General features: G+C 40.8%; 15 protein-coding genes. 3 read left to right on the top strand and 12 right to left on the bottom strand.

Annotated features, from left to right (window positions below; translation table 11 throughout):
• Window positions 1-83 precede the first annotated feature (83 nt).
• From V7K32_RS02590 to V7K32_RS02580, 3 genes are all read right to left on the bottom strand, one after another.
• A complete protein-coding gene (locus V7K32_RS02590) occupies window positions 84-3,122 on the bottom strand; it encodes a PA14 domain-containing protein (RefSeq protein WP_334990071.1) in 3,039 nt (1,012 codons plus the stop codon).
• 2,038 nt (window positions 3,123-5,160) lie between these two features.
• Entirely contained in the window at window positions 5,161-5,418 is a 258-nt protein-coding gene (locus tag V7K32_RS02585) for a hypothetical protein (protein WP_334990069.1), read from the bottom strand.
• A 265-nt stretch (window positions 5,419-5,683) separates the two neighbouring features.
• Window positions 5,684-6,565, bottom strand: coding sequence for an SDR family oxidoreductase (locus V7K32_RS02580; RefSeq protein WP_334990067.1), 882 nt, complete (start codon window positions 6,563-6,565; stop codon window positions 5,684-5,686).
• 680 nt (window positions 6,566-7,245) lie between these two features.
• On the opposite strand from V7K32_RS02580, the gene V7K32_RS02575 reads away from it, so the two are divergent.
• Window positions 7,246-8,847, top strand: coding sequence for a peptide ligase PGM1-related protein (locus tag V7K32_RS02575; protein WP_334990065.1), 1,602 nt, complete (start codon window positions 7,246-7,248; stop codon window positions 8,845-8,847).
• A gap of 366 nt (window positions 8,848-9,213) precedes the next feature.
• Here V7K32_RS02575 and V7K32_RS02570 read toward each other — a convergent pair whose 3' ends face one another.
• Entirely contained in the window at window positions 9,214-10,659 is a 1,446-nt protein-coding gene (locus tag V7K32_RS02570; RefSeq protein WP_334990063.1) for an alpha-L-fucosidase, read from the bottom strand.
• Between the two features lie 223 nt (window positions 10,660-10,882).
• On the opposite strand from V7K32_RS02570, the gene V7K32_RS02565 reads away from it, so the two are divergent.
• A complete protein-coding gene (locus tag V7K32_RS02565) occupies window positions 10,883-11,548 on the top strand; it encodes a GUN4 domain-containing protein (protein WP_334990061.1) in 666 nt (221 codons plus the stop codon).
• On the opposite strand, the gene V7K32_RS02560 is transcribed toward V7K32_RS02565, so the two are convergent.
• A complete protein-coding gene (locus V7K32_RS02560) occupies window positions 11,545-12,348 on the bottom strand; it encodes an SAM hydrolase/SAM-dependent halogenase family protein (RefSeq protein ID WP_334990059.1) in 804 nt (267 codons plus the stop codon). The two genes, V7K32_RS02565 and V7K32_RS02560, sit on opposite strands and share 4 nt — an antisense overlap.
• Before the next feature lie 111 nt (window positions 12,349-12,459).
• On the opposite strand from V7K32_RS02560, the gene pirA reads away from it, so the two are divergent.
• Complete coding sequence (gene pirA / locus V7K32_RS02555) at window positions 12,460-12,615, top strand: arginine synthesis PII-interacting regulator PirA (protein WP_194198623.1); 156 nt, start codon at window positions 12,460-12,462, stop codon at window positions 12,613-12,615.
• Between the two features lie 561 nt (window positions 12,616-13,176).
• On the opposite strand, the gene V7K32_RS02550 is transcribed toward pirA, so the two are convergent.
• The 7 genes from V7K32_RS02550 to V7K32_RS02520 all read right to left on the bottom strand — a co-directional run.
• Window positions 13,177-13,926, bottom strand: coding sequence for a Uma2 family endonuclease (locus V7K32_RS02550; protein WP_334990056.1), 750 nt, complete (start codon window positions 13,924-13,926; stop codon window positions 13,177-13,179).
• 55 nt (window positions 13,927-13,981) lie between these two features.
• The gene (locus tag V7K32_RS02545; protein ID WP_334990054.1) at window positions 13,982-14,644 is read right to left on the bottom strand and encodes a restriction endonuclease; all 663 of its coding nucleotides are present in this window, start codon (window positions 14,642-14,644) and stop codon (window positions 13,982-13,984) included.
• Between the two features lie 3 nt (window positions 14,645-14,647).
• On the bottom strand, window positions 14,648-15,820 hold the full coding sequence (locus tag V7K32_RS02540) for a DNA cytosine methyltransferase (RefSeq protein WP_334990052.1): 1,173 nt from the start codon (window positions 15,818-15,820) through the stop codon (window positions 14,648-14,650).
• Between the two features lie 4 nt (window positions 15,821-15,824).
• Complete coding sequence (locus V7K32_RS02535; RefSeq protein ID WP_334990050.1) at window positions 15,825-16,268, bottom strand: GNAT family N-acetyltransferase; 444 nt, start codon at window positions 16,266-16,268, stop codon at window positions 15,825-15,827.
• Between the two features lie 98 nt (window positions 16,269-16,366).
• Window positions 16,367-18,154: an aspartate--tRNA ligase gene (aspS, locus tag V7K32_RS02530; protein WP_334990048.1), complete on the bottom strand. Its 1,788-nt coding sequence runs from the start codon at window positions 18,152-18,154 to the stop codon at window positions 16,367-16,369.
• 292 nt (window positions 18,155-18,446) lie between these two features.
• A complete protein-coding gene (locus tag V7K32_RS02525; protein WP_334990046.1) occupies window positions 18,447-18,920 on the bottom strand; it encodes a DUF29 domain-containing protein in 474 nt (157 codons plus the stop codon).
• A gap of 324 nt (window positions 18,921-19,244) precedes the next feature.
• Window positions 19,245-19,473 (bottom strand): hypothetical protein (locus V7K32_RS02520; protein ID WP_334990044.1); only part of this gene is annotated, 229 nt, incomplete at its 5' end.

Genomic DNA, 19,473 nt, shown 5'->3' with positions numbered 1-19,473 from the left:
CTCCCCTGCCTCCCCCGCCTCCCCCGCCTCCCCTGCCTCCCCTGCCTCCCCTGCCTCCCCCGCCTCCCCAAACATATTAGTCTCTAAACAGGTCGGAAGCGGTCAATCTCACCCCCGGTCAAGTTTGCATAGTACAGATTACCATCCTTTCCAGTGGTGATTTGTGTAGGGACTCCTAAATTTGGCGTGTCTGCTTGAGAAGCAAACCGCTTAACTGAGACAATTTTACCCTGACTATCGAATGTCAAAGCATCGATAGTTCCTTGACTAAAATCACCAACGAATAAGGCACCTTGATAGATTGAAGGAAAAGTACTGCCTGTGTAAAAGTCACCCAAGACGATCGAATTAGAACCAAAATGCTTATAAGTGTAAGCTGGTGCTGCAACACTTTCCCCACTACTATAGAAGGCTTTCGCTGCATCTAAGTTAGAATAGCTTGGTTGTTTCAGACTGACGATATTACCATTTGCATCAAGGCCACCTTCATAGAATGGCCAGCCAAAGTTAGCTCCTGGTTTTCCGATATTGACCTCTTCGTAAGAATTGAAGCCAACATCACCAATTACGGGGGTATTGGTGTTTTTATCAATTGTGAAACGGAAAGGGTTACGCAGACCTAAGTCATAAACTTTGGAACGATTGCTATTAGAATCGCCGTTGTAGAAAGGATTACTTGATAAGCCTTGACCAGTAATTGGATCAATCCGTAGGATTTTACCGGACAAATTATTGACATCCTGGACGCGAATTGCTCGGGGATCTATCCCATTGTAAGAAGTACCATCTCCTAAACTCACAAACAGAGAACCATCGGTGCCAAAGCGCACAGAACCAACTGAGTGAGATTCACTATCGTTGGCTATAAAATTTTGGACATTTTCGACTTTATCCTGATTATTGAGATAATCCTGCAAGGTGGTAAACGCCTTACCAGTATCTTTGTTGATAATTCCTGATGGTGCATAGCCAAGTGAGACATTTGTACTATTTCCATCTGGGTGGCTAATATTCTGCCAAGTGCCATTAGTACCTAGCAGCACAACTTCACTGCCTGCAATAGCAGTAGTGTAATTAGTCTTGGGGTCAGCTTCTACCCTAATTAGGCGTGCAGTCCGATTCCCATTCTGATCGGGATTGTCTAATGTGCTATTGGGATTGTTTTTAGAGTTGTTTGGATTGGTTTCTGGTGGATCGTAGGTATACAACAGGTAAACGTAGTTTTTGGGGTTTGTGGCTTTGCCAAAATCTGGATGTACGGCAATGCCTAAAAGACCGCGATCGCGCGTATCATTAACCTGTCCAGATATATCGATAAATGGTGTTGATAATAAAGTGCCGTTGTTCAAAACTCGCACTACCCCATTTTTCTGGGCAATGAACATGCTCTTACCATCAGATGTCCAGTCAAAAGCTGTGGGTTGATTCAAACTAGAAGCTACTGTCTCTAAAGCAAAGTTACCATTGTCATTATCAATAATAGTGATAGTTGTCTGTTGAGTATTTAGTTGCACTCCAATTGCATTACTGAACTTCAAAGTAAATTTTTCATTTACCTCCCCAATGGTGTCATCCTTAAGGGCGATAGAAATGGTCTTGCTGGCTTGTCCTGCTGCAAAGGCTAAGGTTCCAGATGTAGCATGGTAGTCAGATCCAGCTTTAGCAGTCCCATCCACGGTTATGTAGTCTAAGCTAGCAGCACCCGAAATGTTACCCCGTGTAACTGTCACCCTAGCAGTACCGTCACCCTCATTAACTACTGGCTGAGTGAAATCGAGGCTAGAGCGATCGTTATCTTGAATCGTAATTCCGAGAGTTCTTTGAAGCCCTAGTGTTGCTCCATCTGGCTGATCGATGACAAAACTAAAGGCTTCATCTGGTTCTGCTAAAGAATCGTCATTGATCGGAATGGATATCTGTCTGGTGCTTTGTCCTGACGCAAAAATAAGTGTTCCAGCGCTTTCGGTGCCTTCACTCCCGTAGTCAACTCCTGCTTTGGCGGTACCAGCTATGGTTGCATACTTGATTGAAGATGTGCTGCTTAAATCACCAGTTCTCAACAATGTTATGGTCACATTACCAGCACCTTCGTTAACTGTTGTGGAAGATGATCCTAATGTGATCGCGGTCTGAATATTTGGTGAATACAGTTGGGACTGAGGAATGATTTCTTTGGACTGAGAGGAACTTGACCAAGACAGTCGAGAAACGGCATCGCGTGTATTTTCGTAGTACTCAAGTTTAATATCGTACTTCTGACCTGCAACCAGTGCGATCGCGCCACTCGATTCTGTAGCTGATTGATCGACAAACTTATTGATGATTTGCTGACCATTGACCCACAGTCGCACCCCATCATCAGCAGTGCTGTAGAAGTTGTAAGTCTCGCTGTACTTGGCTTCCACCTGACCTGTCCAACGCGCACTGAAGGTTTCTGCACCGATGGATGGATCTGGAGAACCAGTACCCCAGTTAAAGTTGACTGTCGCATCTGTGCGAGTTTGCTTTAAGTTGGTGAAGTCGATGTTGTCGTAGTACTCTGCTTTGAGTCCGTTGCCATTACCAGCTGTATTGAGATTACTATACAGTTGAGACTGAGGAATGATTTGTTTGGTCTGAGAGGAACTTGACCAAGACAGTCGAGAAACGGCATCGCGTGTATTTTCGTAGTACTCAAGTTTAATATCGTACTTCTGACCTGCAACCAGTGCGATCGCGCCACTCGATTCTGTAGCTGATTGATCGACAAACTTATTGATGATTTGCTGACCATTGACCCACAGTCGCACCCCATCATCAGCAGTGCTGTAGAAGTTGTAAGTCTCGCTGTACTTGGCTTCCACCTGACCTGTCCAACGCGCACTGAAGGTTTCTGCACCGATGGATGGATCTGGAGAACCAGTACCCCAGTTAAAGTTGACTGTCGCATCTGTGCGAGTTTGCTTTAAGTTGGTGAAGTCGATGTTGTCGTAGTACTCTGCTTTGAGTCCATTTCCTTGAGATAGCACGCTGGCGCTACCGGAAATACTGGGTTGTACTCGATCAATGCTTTGTAGAGATGATTGAGTATTAATTATTGGACTTGGAGATGTTGACAACTGTTGATTTTGTGAATCATTCATTGAGATATATGCCTCGCAATAGTGCTAAAACTAATTCCATAATCAATGTTCCAGAATTCGGTTTTATATTGGCTTTTTAAAAAAAATTAACCATGTTAATTGTGAATATATTTATTAGTGTTCACATGTATTACTTCAGTTAAATCTTGATATAAACTCCTTATTTCATATTTGCTTTTATCCTCATTTTCTTTACGAATTTTCAGCCTATTAAAAAATAGGATGAAGTGATATACCTTGCTTTATCTTCCAGAAAAACAGGTATATAGAAAAATGTGTTGAAAAATACAAAAAAATCTTAAAGGGCGTGTAAGTCCTTATGAATCTTTGTTTTCTTTCGACAACTTTTTGGATTTTTGATGTTTATAAATCCAGGTTAGTGAATATAATCAAAAATTACCAATCACTATCCTTCAGAGCTATTAACAAAGTTTGGGGGTTTAATTCCCCAGTAAAACAGGCAGCTAGAATTGAATACCTAAGCTAAATCCCCCGAAGTTTTAGTTTTGTGGACTCAAACCATCCCCACAACAGCACTCTTGTTTACAAAACGTAATTGCGAATTAGTTTAATCTCACTCATGTGCAGGTGCATAAAGTTGATATAAAGCAACATTTAATCAGGGCAGATACATACTTAAGTAGTTAAAAGTAATGAATTTACATATTATGCTTAGATATTGGTTGTGAATTAAAAAAATACACATTTGACACTATAAAATGCTGTTACATTTATGTTTCTTGGGGAACTTTATTTAAATATTCACATTGATATATCCTTTATAAAGTAATAGCAAAGTTTTGATGAACTTTAAATAAAAGTCTCTAACATATTTGATAATCTCATGTTTTTTCTCTAGTGGAATATTAATTTTATAAAATTTCTATAAAGAAGACTTTTTATATTTAAAGATTTGAAAAAGTGTTATTCATCTATGCTTCATCTTGAGTGTTAATTCATATCTTTGTTACAAAAGCCACCAGAGATATATAGCGCTTGGAGTTTGCATGAAGTACATTTCTAAACCTCACCCCCAACCCCTCTCCAAAGCATCAAAGAGGGGAGTATTTGAGTAAAGCAAATAGGGGGTGAGGTTCAGACTGTATTGCACCCAAGTGAGAACCGCTATATTTTTTGGGTTTAACCGAACCGTATTGAGAAACTATCAGCGTCCGAAACCCTGGTTATTTATTTACAAAAGTTTTCAATTTACTGCAAGTCAGAAAATCACAAGTTTAACGTTGCACGCTTTGGCTTTTCGCCAGTATTGCCACCGTGGATGATGTGATTGATATTCTGCAACCAATACGCTTGGGTTAAGAAAATTGCTTTGTTGGGTAAAACGAATGTTGTACCCAACAAAGTCACGGAAGTGTTGGGTTTCGTTCCTCAAACGCCACTTGCTTCTTCTAAGAGGAGACGCGCAAGGGACAAGTCGGGAAACCGCAAGGCACAGTAGCCCCCAACCTAAGTAAGTGGGGGCAAATAATCTTTAGCGAAGACAGCGCAACTACGAGGCAAATAGAGAGATTTTAGTTTTTGTTATATAGTTTGGTTTTATCTTGCCTACCTACTTACGTAGAAGTTGAGTTTTAGGCTTAATTGAACTATATTGATTCTGCAACAAGAAACCACCGAAGATATCTACGCCTTGGGTGGTGTCCAGCTAGGGGGCAAGAACTATTTTTAGATGACGACAAGCCGAAGAAGCGTCTACGCAGAGGCATTATTAGGATAAATATTAAGTACGATAGCTACTATCTGGGCTTATTTTCTGCAAAGACAATTAGAAGTAGCGATCGCTGTCGGCACTAGTAGTCTGTCAATTTGATTTTGTTATTTGTTTTTACTATCCAAAACCTTGTAGAGACGCGAAATTTCGCGTCTCTACATCCGTCATTTTTATGTTGACAGACTACTAGTCTGGTGGCTATTTATCTTTTAGCTTCTATCTCCGGTTCAGCATTGCCGTTAATCATTAGTCATTAGTCATAGGTCATTGGTGAAGAATAAAGTACAAATGACAAATGACTAACTTTTACAATTCTGATTCTGTATCTGGAGCAACAATTTCGCCAGTACCCAATTGCAGCATCATGTCTTGGTCAGTAATCAATCCACTAAGTTCTTTTACTTGTAAATTCATTTCTTCACAAGCTTGTCTGAGTTCTCGGGCAAATTTGTTGAGGTCTTGACCATAGCCACATTGATGAGCAGCAGTTTCAATTCCTTGCTTGGCATTTGCTCTAGCACAATCTACTAGTTCCGTGCCATGCAGTGGTGTAGGAGATGCCATAGACGTACTTATTATTTCTTAAATGTTTGCTGCTAGATAGATTATCAATATTCCCGCATTTACTCATCCCTCCAATGGAAGACCATCAGGGTAGAGTCATTTGTCATTTGTCATTTGTCCAAGACATACCACACCGACAAGGGACATGGTTTGAATTAGCCCGATATGATTAGTTTTTTCGCCCACAAGGGGCGAGGTATCTACCAAAAACTCTTTATCAATGACCAATGACTAATGACTAATGACCAATGACTAACTATTTTACTTACCCATTGACAACATCTCCACCATTGACATGTAACACTTGACCAGAGACATAAGAAGCATCATCAGAGGCTAAATATACGTAGCTAGGAGCAACTTCTTCTGGTTGTCCGGCTCGTTCCATTGGTACTTGTTTGCCAAAAGTTTCAACTTTATCTTCAGGAAAAGTTGAAGGAATTAAAGGTGTCCAAATTGGCCCGGGGGCGACAGCATTAACGCGAATTCCTTTTGATACCAAATTTTTTGATAAGGAGCGAGTAAAAGCAACGATCGCACCTTTTGTCGAAGAATAATCTAGTAGCTGTGGACTACCTTTATAAGCTGTTACCGATGTGGTATTGACGATAGAACTGCCTGCTTGCAAATGCTTGAGTGCAGCCTTAGTCATGAAAAACATCGAGAATATATTAGTGCGGAAAGTTCGCTCTAGTTGTTCTTCGGTGATTTCTTCGATACTTTCTTTTGGATGTTGTTCGGCGGCATTGTTGATGAGAATATCGAGTTTGCCAAACTCACCAACTGTTTGTTGAATAGCTTGCTGACAAAAAGTTTCATTGCCAATATCACCTGCAATGGTTATTGCACGACGCCCTTGTTTTTCTACCAATTGTTTTGTTTCTTTGGCATCATCGTGTTCATTGAGGTAAAGAATTGCCACATCTGCACCTTCTTTAGCAAATGCGATCGCTACTGCACGACCAATACCACTATCTGCACCCGTAATTAATGCTACTTTATCTTGTAACTTGCCACTACCCCGATATTGGGCATCATCTGCTTTGGGTTTTGGTGTCATTTCTGATTCAACACCTGGTGCTTCTTGCTGCTGTGGCGGTTGTAATTTTTGCTCTTTTTTGTCTTTTTGCTCTTTTGATTTAGCCATAAATTTTGTCACGGTAATTTAATATTGAATGTAACTGAATGTTGGCAAAAGCCGTTTCCAGTCTCTAGTCCCATTTCAAAAGTAAACCTTGGATCGAAACTTCAACCCAAGGTTTATTTTTTGCTTTGGCTCACACTAGTCATTTACAACTTTAGGCGTTTATACCCCCTATGCTTACCAAACGTACTTATCACTGGCAATTGTACGCGGCTTACATTATTTCTCATCACACCTAACAGACACTATTTACATAACCACCAAAAACAAGTACATAACTTTCATGCGATAAAGAATTTATGCTTCCCATCTGCTTTTAAGTTAACTATTATGTTGCTCTACTTTATCACTCCATAGAGATAAAACCAGTTGAAATTTGCTCAACCTTAAGACGTAAAATAAATTAAATAAATTATAGTTACTCAATTAGTCTATAATTATTGATTTGCCTTAAATATTGAACCATTTTCGCTAAATGAAAATCAAAATTTATACTTTCTTACTTCATGGTTGCAAAAATACTTACTTCAATACCATCAATTTTTGTTAATGTTAATATTTATTTAGGTAGATATCTGCATAGTTGCCTTGTTGCAGACTAAATGGTATCTGAGAACTAGTTTGCATAATAGCCCAAAAGCCTGCATGGTACGCTACATTGAGATTATTAGAGGGTAGGGATTATGCCAATACTAAATATTTCTGAGTCAGAGCAGGTTGAAAAGTTTCACCACTTACAATTAACCCTAAGCGATCGCTGGAAAACGAGCGAGTCATTTGACAATAATGAAGCGGATATTTTAATTATTCCCTCCCTGAGTATCGACCAGCGCGAACTCCAAAAGATCGAAGGTTGCGAACATTATGAAGAAAGATTACTATTTTCCTTAATTCGGTTGCAGAATCCCCGGACTCGGCTGGTTTATGTAACATCAGTACCGTTGCATCCTAGTATCATTGATTATTACTTGCAACTGTTGCCAGGAATTCCCTTTTCTCATGCTCGCAACCGTTTGTTGCTACTTTCTACTTACGATTCTTCCCTTAAGCCTCTGAGTCAAAAGATTTTAGAACGTCCCCGTCTGCTAAAGCGGATTCATGAAGCTTTAAGGCTAGATAAATCATTTATGATTTGTTACAACTCTTCGCAATGGGAAGGCGAATTGTCTGTAAAATTGGGTGTACCTCTGTATGCTGCTGCACCAGATTTACAGATTTGGGGGACAAAAAGTGGTAGTCGGCAAATCTTCGCAGAAAGCGGAGTACCGCATCCAGATGGTAGCGAAAAAATTTGGAATCATACAGATTTAGCAGAAGCTACTGGTGATTTGTGGGAACGACAACCGACATTAAAACGGGTAGTAGTAAAACTCAACGAAGGCATTTCTGGAGAGGGAAATGCGCTGCTAGATTTTAGACCGATTGAGAATTTAGCACCGGGTAAAGCGACTCATGCCGAAAGGGTAGCAGCAATTAGCGATCGCTTTTCAACAATGCGCTTTCAAGCAAAACTTGAGACTTGGGACAATTTTTCCGGCAGAATACCGGAATTAGGGGGAATTGTCGAAGCATTTGTGGAAGGAGAAATTAAGCGATCGCCCAGCGTCCAAGGACGGATTACGCCCCAAGGTGAAGTGGAAATCCTTTCAACCCACGACCAAATTCTTGGAGGACCAGATGGTCAGATTTATCTTGGTTGTAGCTTTCCGGCTGATGAAAGATATCGATTGCAATTACAGCAATTGGGGTTACAAGTTGGCAGAAAGTTAGCAGAGAAAGGCACTTTAGAGCGATTTGGTGTAGATTTTATCGCCGTTGACAAAGGTAATGGAGAGTGGGATATTCAGGCGATCGAAATTAACCTGCGTAAAGGCGGTACAACTCATCCATTCATGACCTTGAAATTATTAACGAACGGTCGCTATGATCTTTCCACCGGCTTATTTTATAGTCAGCAAGGTCGTCCAAAATATTACATAGCCACTGATAACCTGCAAAAAGAGCGCTATCAAGGATTATTGCCTAATGATTTGATGGATATCATCGCTGAACACAGACTGCACTTTGACAGTGGTAGTGAAACAGGCACAGTATTTCATCTTATGGGTTGCCTTTCGCAGTTTGGCAAGTTGGGATTAACCAGCATCGGAGATTCCCCGCAACAAGCACAAGATATTTATAACAAAGTTGTCAAAGTTCTCGATGAAGAAACCCGCAGCGAAAATCCTGATTTATCGGCGGTTTCAGATTATTCTTTTCCCGTGGTTTGGGATGAATATAGTTAATAAATGTCGTTTGTAACACATGAATCGGCTGTAGGGGCGTACAGATTTACGCCCCTACCTATCTAATTTTTTACCGGATGTGGAAAAACAAGAATGGTTCGAGAATGATGTGACTGTGTTGGCAAATTGCGATCGGCTATTCTTAAACCCTTGAGGTGTTGTAGCAGTTCAGCGAAGAAATTGGGGTTTGCGATCGCTCCAAATACTCCCTTACGTCATTGGCGGTTAATTCAGATTGGTGACGGGCAAAGTTAAAACCCTAGTAGACATATCCCAAAAAGAAACTAGAGACGCTTTCTTCGTAGCGGGACGAAGTACAATTTTGCCTACATTCATTTTCGGAGATGTCTAATGTCTATCCGAGCTTCAGGAAAGAGGTATCTGGCTTATTTTCAACGTGTAGGCTGGTGATTTTTTCACCGCAGACATATCCGGTAGCGTGACAAATAAATTCTGTCCGCACTGATGCCACTCAAGTTTACCTTTTGCCCCTAGCATTGTAATCTTTGCATTTTTCGGCAGAATTAGCCCTGGGATTGTCAGCATCTGACTCATGGGAGTATCAAGCAAGACAGCATACAAATTACCTTTGTTTGTGGTGTAGCGCACTCGGATGCCTTGAGTGGATACATCTTCTGAGCGTATCCAATAGCGCGAGCCAAAGATGGCTTCACCATTTACATCTAGCCACTTGCCTAAACCGAGCAACCGTTCAGTTTGCAGTTTGGAGATTGAACCATCGGCATTTGGGCCAATGTTGAGCAGTAAGTTGCCGTTTTTACTAACAATGTCAACGAATGAGTCAACCAGTTCATCTACTGAAATCATGTTCAAGTCGGTATCATTCTGGTTGTAACCAAACGAGTAACCTAAACCCCTTGTGCTTTCCCATTTCTTTGGTTCGATTTTTTTGAGTTGACTGTATTCAGGTGTGGAGAAGTCGAAGTGTAAACCGAATTGTCCATTTAAATCAAAGCGGTCATTAACAACACCGTTAGGTACGTGATTGTAAAAGTAAGCCATAATCTCGTTCGCCTGACCAACAGGGTAGCCAAGGTCATTCCATAAAATAGACGGCTGATAGCGGTCAATGAGTTCGCGCCAGTGAGCGTTAGCATATTCAGCGTAAGCTTTGTCTTGGATAATGGCTGCGACCAAGGTGTTAAAGTCTGTCACGGTTGTATCTTGTTTAGACCAATCAATACCGCCGGAGTAGTACAGACCCATACGCATACCTTCTTTACGAACAGCTTGTGTCAGTTCGCCCACAAGATCCCGCGCCGCCACTCGCCCTGACTGGTTTGTGGTTTTACTAGGCCATAACAGGAAGCCATCATGATGTTTGGTCGTCAGCACAACGTAGCGCGCACCTACTTGAGAAAACAGTTTTGCCCATTGGGATGGATTCCACTGTGTGATGGCTGCGTTGAACGTAGGGATGAAGTCGTCATAGGTGAAATTTTCACCGTAGACCGCACGGTGATGCTTATAGGTATCGCTGCCCTCAAGTTTCATGGAGTTGTAGTACCATTCAGCATAAGGGTTATGCTGGAACCAATATTCCCAACCACGTTCTGCAACTACTTTGTTCAGTTCACCAGTTAGTGGTGCCCAACCAGGTACAGAGTATACGCCCCAGTGAATAAAAATGCCGAGTTTAGCGTCTTTGAACCAGTTTGGAACTTCATGCTTTGATAGCGATTCAGTTGTTGATTCATATATCTCTTGTGCAAAGGCAGTAGAGGCTGTCAGATTCAAAAAACTACTTAAGAATCCTGTAATAATTAGTATAAATAGTAAAAGTCTAAACATCACAATTCTCCTGACTGAGGGATATATAATTTTACAACTGGATCTCTTCAGCACCAATTAAGCGTTTAAAAGTATCACGAAAATTATTCTCTCCGAAAAGATGACATTGTAAAATAGACCAGTCAGGAAAGAAGAGAGATAATATTACAATATATACATCTATGTGGTAGCGGTTAGTCTAAATAACACCTGGGGCATTCAAAGTAATCAGAAGCATCTAAAAATGGCAAAGAATAATCAGACTGTTCTGGCACTAACCTTACTAATCACAGCAAGTCTTATCGGTATATTTGCTGTTTTGGGCTGGATTGGATATTCGTTAACGCGGTCTAAGTCTGAGAGTAAAAGCCCAAAAAACACTGATATAGTTAACACAACCACTAATTCTAGCTCATTGAAGCAAGTAGAAATTACCACAGCCCGCAATGTCGATTACAGTCAGTTGCAGAAATATTTACAAAGCAAAGATTGGCAAGCATCTGATAGAGAAACTTACCTGAGAATGCTAGATGTTGCAGGGACTAAGGCACAAGCAGAGGGTGCTATTGGAAAAGATGAAATGAATGCACTTTCGTGTGTTGATTTGAAAACCATTGACAAGCTTTGGAGTACAGCCAGTGATGGTAAATTGGGCTTTAGCGCTCAAGAAAAGATTTTGAGGGAGCAAAAAAACGACTATCGCAAGATGTATGACGCGGTTGGATGGCAAACCTTAACAGGTGAGTGGCTGATTCAGTGGAACTATAATCAGCAAACTAAAAGATATGAGTATAAACCTGGTAAGGAACCAAACTTTAAAACCTTCCCCCCAGGACATCTGCCAACTGTGGAAAGAGGATATAACTTTGATGTTTCTCTTGATGCGGCACTCACTAAGTGCGGTATTTAACTTAGTATAACTTGAAGCGGATCTTGCCAATTTAACTGCAACTTTGAGTGAGCATTACCGCTATTAATGGCAATTTCTACCCAGCCGTGACTGCCAACTAAAGCTATTATCTCTCCCACGTTGACATCACTGTAAGTTTCACAGCCTGGTATACTCAATCCAGCGACTTGCACAGACCAAGTTTTGCCTTGTACATAACTCCCTGCAATGTTGCTGACTAAGTTGCCAAAGTGGTCAATATATTGAATGCAACCCACTAGACCATTGCTTGTTTGCTTGGACTCGCCTATATCCAGTTTTACCAAACTTGCTGGATCAATTTCTTGTCCTAGCTGTTTGAGAGGGACACCACTAGCAAGATTAGCTCCCACTGGTGCAAAAATATCTCTACCGTGAAAAGTTTTGCTTGGTTGAGGAGTTCGCCAATAGTTAAGATTTGTAAGTTCGACGGCTGCTCCCGCCAGACTTTGACTTAGTACCCCGCTAAATATACCATTATCTGGGCCGACGAGAAACCCTTGAGCAAATTCTACTGCGATCGCTCGTCGCTTGCTTCCCACACCCGGATCTACTACTGCCACATGCACTGTCCCAACAGGGAAATAGGGATAAGCATTCATCAAAGAAAATCTGGCTGCTTTGATATCTTGCGGCGGAATTTGGTGGGTTAAGTCTACTACCGTAAGTGTGGGGTTGATTTGGGCTATCACACCCTTCATTATGCCTACATAAACATCGCGATCGCCGAAATCGCTCGTTAAAGTCACGAGTGGCTGTTGACCTATATACTTGTTAGACATGTTTTTGCTAAAATCTACATAAACTCGTAAAATTCTGTAGCAACAGCTACAAAATATATGCTATGTTAAGAATACAAGATATAAAACGAAAAATTAAAGAAGGTAATTACTATGAATCAAAGTAGACTACAAAGTGCAAGGAAAGCACAAGAAGCTCACAGAGAGAATATTCAAAAAAGCCTAGAGCATCGCTTGCAAGTAGCCAGAGCAAACGGTGACGAACAGCTGATTCGTCAACTGGAAGCTGAGATGAGGTATTCGGGCTAAATCAAGTTTTCATTGTTCATAGTTTGTTGTGTAACCCGCTACGGCGGGTTTTTTTTTGTTTTTAAGGAGTTTTCTAGTAATTTCGTTACAGCTATTTTCAGGTAAATAGACCACGCGGTAGGGGCAAAGCACATTGCTCATACGTGTAAACTTAAGCTAAAATTAGCTTTGTTAGCTTTCTCACCCGCCTCGAACTAAAGTTCTTTGGCTTTCAGCTAAAGTCTACTGAAATAGACTAAAGATTTTTGGCTATATTTAGTCATCTCTCAGATGACTTTCGCTATTAGCAAGGAACTTCAGTTCCTTGCGGGACATAGCTTTTACGTTAAGTTGACACCTATGAGCAATGTGCTTTACCCCTACGATAGATGTGGTTCAAATACATAAAAACTGCTGTAAGTAGGTAGGCGTAATTAAACATAAGACAAAACCTCACCCTCAATCCCTCTCCAAAGCATCAGAGAGGGAAGTCGGAGGCAGGATGAGGTTTTATATTTATTTCAATTTGACGCACTTATCTTATAGCCTTTTCAATTAATTGAATTAGCCCATTCCCCACCCTCACACTTCCGGCTCAACACCCAAGGCTCGTAACTGTGCTGCCAAGCGTTCAGCCCGTTGTAAGGCAACTTCTTTGGCTTCTCGCTCAAGTTCTGCTCGTAAACGTTCAAGTTCTGCTCGTTCTGCACCAGTAGGAATTATATTCCCTGTTGCGTCACACCACCTCAGCCAAACATCCCGCTTACCTTCATACGCACCTTCCCACAAACATAAACCTAGTTCAACTTCAGTCAGCCATTGCTCACTCATGGGTATATATTGCCGCCCACGCAACTCGTACATCTGTAGAACTTCACCACCAAGTTGCTGAGTTGGATCGAAGATAATGTAGTACATTACCCGCATCCTGGCATACTCTAAAATTTTCCGTCCTGTTTCATTGCCTTCTCGATTTGAAACAATTTCAATCACCACCTCTGGCGGTTTCCCAAAATCCCAAAAGAAATAAGAGCGATGCCGTCTTTCCCACCAGTTTTCAGCTACTTGTACATCCAGGCTCAAAAATACATCAGGCACAATCGGCGGTTGCTTGTTACTGGGAAACAACCCCACATTGGCAGCTACGAGAAACCCTTGAGCATTACTAGCCCCGTTCCAAGAACTGTAAAGTGTTTCTGTTAGTAATCTTTGTTGTTTTTCTGATGGTAGATTATCCAAGGGTTCATCGTCCTCTGTCACCACAAGACTAACATCTGGTAACAAATCTTCTGGTAATAAGCCAGCGTCTGTCAAAATGATAGATTCACTCATAAGGAATTCTGGGGGTAGCAGCTTAATTCTATTGTGGCAGCAGCATTAATTCCCTTCATCCTACCAGTAGATTTTCTACACCTACTGTTGTCGTCATAGTTGCTACCTGAATAATCCTACTGTATTGCAACCGCCACTGTAGTGCATTAGAAATTGTTAGATAACCAATTTCTGGCGGTTGTTGCAAAATTCTTTCTGCAAGTATTTCACGCCCAATTTCATCTAAAGGAAGGTTGCGTTCCTCTAAAAATGCTATTACATCTTCTTTGTTACCATTACGGCGTAAGATTTCTCTTAAACCGTAGGTTGTTTGATAATCTCCAGTTCTTTCTCTTGATACAAAAACAACATTCTGAAAATTTAAATTAGCAGTGCGAGAACTATGATCATCAATTTTTTCATACGCCAATATCAGCAGATTATAGCCCAATCCATATACTTTTTGACTGGCATTCCGAAAGGGGCAAGAAGATTGGGGCTGACGAATTGATGTCACTTTTAAATCAACTTCTAATCCGGGAAAATCAATTCCTAAAGCAGCACTACTAAGGGTGTATTCATAATTTGTAGACAAATATTGATTAAAAGTCAACTCAACATACGTCCCTACTGCTTTGCCATCTGTAACCCCATACAGATTAGGAATCGGTGTTGTGCTAAGTACAATACAAAAATCCCGTGCAGCAGTTTTGAGGGAAGATAAGGTTAGCACTTCCATTTTTTAAATAGCTAAAGTTAATTGTTGCCAACCAGATTTACTCAATTCAAAATTTGTTTGACCGATTCTTTTACACACCCACTCTACACAAGCTGGTACAATAGCATTCCCAAATAATGCGTATTGATCGTAGATTCTGGCAACTTGACACCAATCATCAGGAAAACCCATCAGTCTGGCATATTCAATATTAGTTAAGCGTCGAAATTTATCACCTACTTGGTAGCGTTCATAATGCCTTGATGTTGAAGCAGTCAAGGTTGATGCAATGCCATTAGTTCCGAATATAGTATAACCAAGTCTCGCGCCTCCATCTTGGTTGTATAAAATTTCAACTCCATTACAATAACGATTTACAGGCTTACTTTGCTTAATCCGCTCCAGCGTATCGGCAGTAAAATCAAACTGGGTATCCACGATTGACTCATTCTGAAGAATATCCTGAAGCTTCTTACTCGGCTTGATATTAGGCAATGACGAAATATTTTGAGTGAACATTTGATTTTTATAGGCAATTCCCCAATTATCATTTTTCTTTTTCATCGTCCTGATTGGTAACATATATTTTTCCAATGGAACTTCAATATTTGGCAATAAAATATTGTCTTCTTTAGTTAGAAAAACTGAGAGTTTTTCTAAAATATTAGGTCTTATATCTGTTGAGTTTAATTTTGTACCAAAGATAAAAATTCTATCTCTATTTTGAGGTATACCAAAGCTCAAGGGGCTAATTATTCGCCATTCAATAAAATAATCTAATTCAGAAAGCGCATTTAAAATTAATCTAAAATGATAGCCGTTTTCCATTGTCAAAAGTCTTTTGACATTTTCCAAAAAAAAGTATTTTGGCTGTTTATGGTCTAATATTTCTATAATGCGCTCAAATAGGGTTCCCCTAACTATATCTCTCACACCAAGTTTTTTACCAGCAGGGCTAAACGGTTGACAAGGGAAGCCAGCAGTTAAAATATCGTGATTGGGAATGTCTAATATGGAAATTTTGTTGATATCGCCTAAAACAATAGAGTCTTTGCCAAAATTACTTTCATAAACTTTACAGCAAAGTTCGTTAATATCATTCGCCCATACTGTTTGAATATTAGCATTTGCCATACCCAGGTGAAACCCACCGATACCAGCAAAAAGCTCTAAGGCTTTGAGTTTGTTTGTTGTCATGCTACTACTGCAACGGTAAAGCGTAATGATAAAACTCTTCATTTTTAATATAATCTCGCGCTTCATAGAGTTTTTGCGCGGTTATGTTAGAAATTTGAGTAGATAGAATTACTCGAATTGCTCCACTTTCTTTTGCGTATTCTTCTGCAATATTCATCAATAATTTTGCAATTCCCCTTCGGCGATGCGACTCTTCCACATACAAATCGTTCAATATCCATACTCGTTTCATCGACACTGAAGAAAAGCTGGGATAAAGCTGAGTAAATCCAACTAATTCCCCATTGTCATTAGCTGCAAACACTAGCGAGTCATTATTATTGAAACGTTCTTTGAGAAACTCTTTAGCAGCTTCAATATTTGATAGCTGATTGTAAAAAATACGATACCGATCAAATAGTACTGAAACACTTTCAAGATGATTAATATTAGCTAAGAAAACTTCCATTGCATTTGAGACTGGGGATTCGATACTGATTGTACTAGGAAGATTTGAATGGGGATTCGTACCCCAAGCAAATCTTACTTAGACAATTTTTTAGTTCGCTAAGACTTTGGTTTATAAGTCGAAGCAACGTGCAATTCTTTCAACTGTTTTGCATCTACACTCGAAGGTGCATCTGTTAACAAACAACGCGCTTGTTGTGTCTTCGGAAAAGCAATGACGTCTCGAATAGATTCTTCTTTAGCTAGCAACATTACCAAACGATCTAAACCGTAGGCGATGCCACCATGCGGCGGTGTACCATATTCAAATGCTTCTAAGAGAAAGCCAAATTTACTTTGTGCTTCTTCAGGAGATAAACCAATTGCTTCAAAAACCTGCTGTTGAATTTCTCGCTGATAAATCCGCAGACTTCCACCGCCAACTTCTACACCGTTGAGTACCAAGTCGTAAGCTTGGGCGCGTGCAGTTTTTAAATCGCTCAAATCATCAGGGTGTGGTGCTGTAAATGGGTGGTGTAGTGCTTCTAGACGTTTTTCGTCAGCATTCCACTCGAACATGGGGAAATCTGTAATCCACAGCAAGTTGATTTTTTCTGGATCGATTAAGTTAAATTCTTTAGCGATCGCTTGCCGTAATCTATCTAATGTCTTATTAACTGTAGCAGCTTCCCCTGCCCCAAACAATAGCAAATGTCCAGCTTTAGCACCTGTACGGCGTAAAATTTCTTGTTTTTGTTCCTCGCTGAGGTTGTCTTTAATCGCCCCAATGGTGTCAATTTCGCCATCATCCCTGACGCGGATATAAGCTAAACCTTTAGCACCGGCTTCGCTGGCTTCTTTAAATAAATCACCGCCTGGTTTAATGCGGACATTAGAAATTACATCGTTACCGTTGGGAATGGGCAAGATTTTGACGATACCACCATTTGTAACAGTGTCCCGAAAGACTTTGAAACCAGAGTCTTTCACAACATCTGAGACATCAACTAATTCCAAACCATAGCGTGTATCTGGTTTATCACTCCCGTAGCGTTCCATCCCTTCGGCGTAAGTGAGACGGGGAAAAGGGCGCTGTAACTCAATTCCTTTAACGGTTTTGAAGATATGACAAACTAAGTTTTCATTCAGTTCGATAATTTCTTCTTGGGACATGAAGCTCATTTCCATGTCCAACTGGGTGAATTCTGGTTGTCTGTCGGCGCGTAAATCTTCATCACGAAAGCAACGCGCAATCTGATAATATCTATCTAAGCCGGATACCATCAGCAATTGTTTAAATAGCTGGGGTGATTGCGGCAAAGCATACCACTCACCAGGATTAACGCGACTGGGTAGAACATAATCCCGCGCTCCTTCTGGGGTAGAACGGGTAAGTATTGGGGTTTCGACTTCGATAAAACCTTCCAAATCTTCCAGATAACGACGCATGGCTTTGACAATTTGATGACGCAGTTGCAAATTTTGCGCCATCCGTTCGCGTCGCAAATCCAAATAGCGATATTTCAGCCGCAAGTCTTCCCGCACTGTCTCGGTGTCAGCTACAGAAACTTGAAAAGGTAACTGTTTGCGAACAGCATTCAGGAGTTTAATTTTATCGGCGTAGATTTCTACTTCGCCTGTGGGGATGCGGGTATTGAGCGATTCTTCGGGACGTTGTGTTACCCTACCAGTGATTTCAACAACATATTCATTTCGCAGGGCGTTCGCATCTTCATAAGAATCTGGGGTGCGTTGCGGATCGCTGACGATTTGGACAATTCCAGAGCGATCGCGTAAATCTAAAAATATCACACCACCGTGATCGCGGCGACGGTCTATCCATCCGTAAAAGGTAACAGTTTCTCCAATATGTTCTTTTCGGAGTTCGCCGCAATAGTGAGTTCGCATAAGTCTTAGTTATTGTTTCCGGGCTAGATTGGCAAGCAAATGTCAAAGCTTTCCCATTATCTAGCATCAATAGTAATTGTAGTAATAAACATACAATAATCTCACGCCAATTTGGCAAAGGTCGATTGGGGGAGTGGGTGAGACGTAAAAACTCAAAGAAGACGCGATCAGGCAAAGAAATTATCGGATACTCTAACCCTATCCCAGCACTAGCATTTTTTCCGTAATGTAATGTTTCCATTTTTACAATACATTTTTGTGTAACTTAACTATCAAATACAACTAATAACTGTTAATCACTGTCTCCATAAAAATCCTCATCTAATAACTGTTCTATCAGAAAAGGACAATCGAGAGGATATTCTGCGTCGGTTGGTTTTCTCACTCCTAATTTAGCTTTTTTACTTTCTTTTATTGCCAGTTTGCGAGCATCAATATAGGCTTGAGAAATAACTTCAGTAATATAGTTTTTAAAAGAAGGATTTTCTTCTAAATCCTTTTTTACTCGAAAACGATGTTCTGTAACAGAACTATACCAGCTTGTTTTTATCATCTCAGGAGCATCAGATTGAACGGTTAACTTGAGTAAATGAGCAATCAAGATTGTTAAATTACTCATGAATGACCGTTTCTCTGACTTTCCCATGTCTTCTAATTCTATAAGCAAATGCTCCCAATCTATGTCATTAAAATGATGTTGTTTAATCTGCTCAATAATGCTTTCTCGCCACAGATTAAAATCTTGTTCATATAGTTGATTGTTCATATACAGCAATCCTCAAAAAGGAGACGGTGAAAGGGAACTTTAATCAGGCTTTTAGTGATGATTTTGCTTTTGAGGTTTAACAATTCTTTGGCGCACAGTCTGACGAACATCGTCTTAATCTTAAGCAACCATTTTAGTTACAGTTCTAGAGTTCAAACCTTCTAATAGCATACATAAACTGGGTGTTAGTGAGTAACGTTGTAAGGAAGACCGCTCCTAATACGGTTCGGATAAAATCCCCCCGCTTGTGGCGACCCCCGATAAATTGGGGGTAAATAAGGAAGGAAATTAGCCCCCCAATTTATCAGGGGGTTGGGGGGATCTTCACAGGGTAAACAAGCTAACCGAACCCGAAGACCGCTCCCGTGAACCCGAAGACCGCTCCCGTGAACCCAAAGACCGCTCCCGTGAACCCAAAGACCGCTCCCGTGAACCCAAAGACCGCTCCCGTGAACCCGAAGACCGCTCCCGTGAACCCGAAGACCGCTCCCGTGAACCCGAAGACCGCTCCCGTGAACCCGAAGACCGCTCCCGTGAACCCGAAGACCGCTCC

The sequence above is a fragment of the Nostoc sp. genome (assembly GCF_036917635.1).
In the GTDB taxonomy this organism is placed as follows: domain Bacteria; phylum Cyanobacteriota; class Cyanobacteriia; order Cyanobacteriales; family Nostocaceae; genus Nostoc.
Note: the sequence above shows the minus strand (reverse complement) of the source record. Positions and strands in the feature narration are given on the sequence as shown.

What these genes read in the sequence shown, in the direction of transcription:
- V7K32_RS02580 (WP_334990067.1), bottom strand. Translation starts at nt 6,565, where the DNA reads ATGGCTAAATCAAAAGAGCAAAAAGACAAAAAAGAGCAAAAATTACAA.
- V7K32_RS02540 (WP_334990052.1), bottom strand. Translation starts at nt 15,820, where the DNA reads ATGACAACAAACAAACTCAAAGCCTTAGAGCTTTTTGCTGGTATCGGT.
- V7K32_RS02585 (WP_334990069.1), bottom strand. Translation starts at nt 5,418, where the DNA reads ATGGCATCTCCTACACCACTGCATGGCACGGAACTAGTAGATTGTGCT.
- V7K32_RS02565 (WP_334990061.1), top strand. Translation starts at nt 10,883, where the DNA reads ATGGCAAAGAATAATCAGACTGTTCTGGCACTAACCTTACTAATCACA.
- V7K32_RS02560 (WP_334990059.1), bottom strand. Translation starts at nt 12,348, where the DNA reads ATGTCTAACAAGTATATAGGTCAACAGCCACTCGTGACTTTAACGAGC.
- V7K32_RS02570 (WP_334990063.1), bottom strand. Translation starts at nt 10,659, where the DNA reads ATGTTTAGACTTTTACTATTTATACTAATTATTACAGGATTCTTAAGT.
- V7K32_RS02525 (WP_334990046.1), bottom strand. Translation starts at nt 18,920, where the DNA reads ATGAACAATCAACTATATGAACAAGATTTTAATCTGTGGCGAGAAAGC.
- V7K32_RS02590 (WP_334990071.1), bottom strand. Translation starts at nt 3,122, where the DNA reads ATGAATGATTCACAAAATCAACAGTTGTCAACATCTCCAAGTCCAATA.
- V7K32_RS02575 (WP_334990065.1), top strand. Translation starts at nt 7,246, where the DNA reads ATGCCAATACTAAATATTTCTGAGTCAGAGCAGGTTGAAAAGTTTCAC.
- V7K32_RS02535 (WP_334990050.1), bottom strand. Translation starts at nt 16,268, where the DNA reads ATGGAAGTTTTCTTAGCTAATATTAATCATCTTGAAAGTGTTTCAGTA.
- V7K32_RS02550 (WP_334990056.1), bottom strand. Translation starts at nt 13,926, where the DNA reads ATGAGTGAATCTATCATTTTGACAGACGCTGGCTTATTACCAGAAGAT.
- V7K32_RS02545 (WP_334990054.1), bottom strand. Translation starts at nt 14,644, where the DNA reads ATGGAAGTGCTAACCTTATCTTCCCTCAAAACTGCTGCACGGGATTTT.
- pirA (WP_194198623.1), top strand. Translation starts at nt 12,460, where the DNA reads ATGAATCAAAGTAGACTACAAAGTGCAAGGAAAGCACAAGAAGCTCAC.
- aspS (WP_334990048.1), bottom strand. Translation starts at nt 18,154, where the DNA reads ATGCGAACTCACTATTGCGGCGAACTCCGAAAAGAACATATTGGAGAA.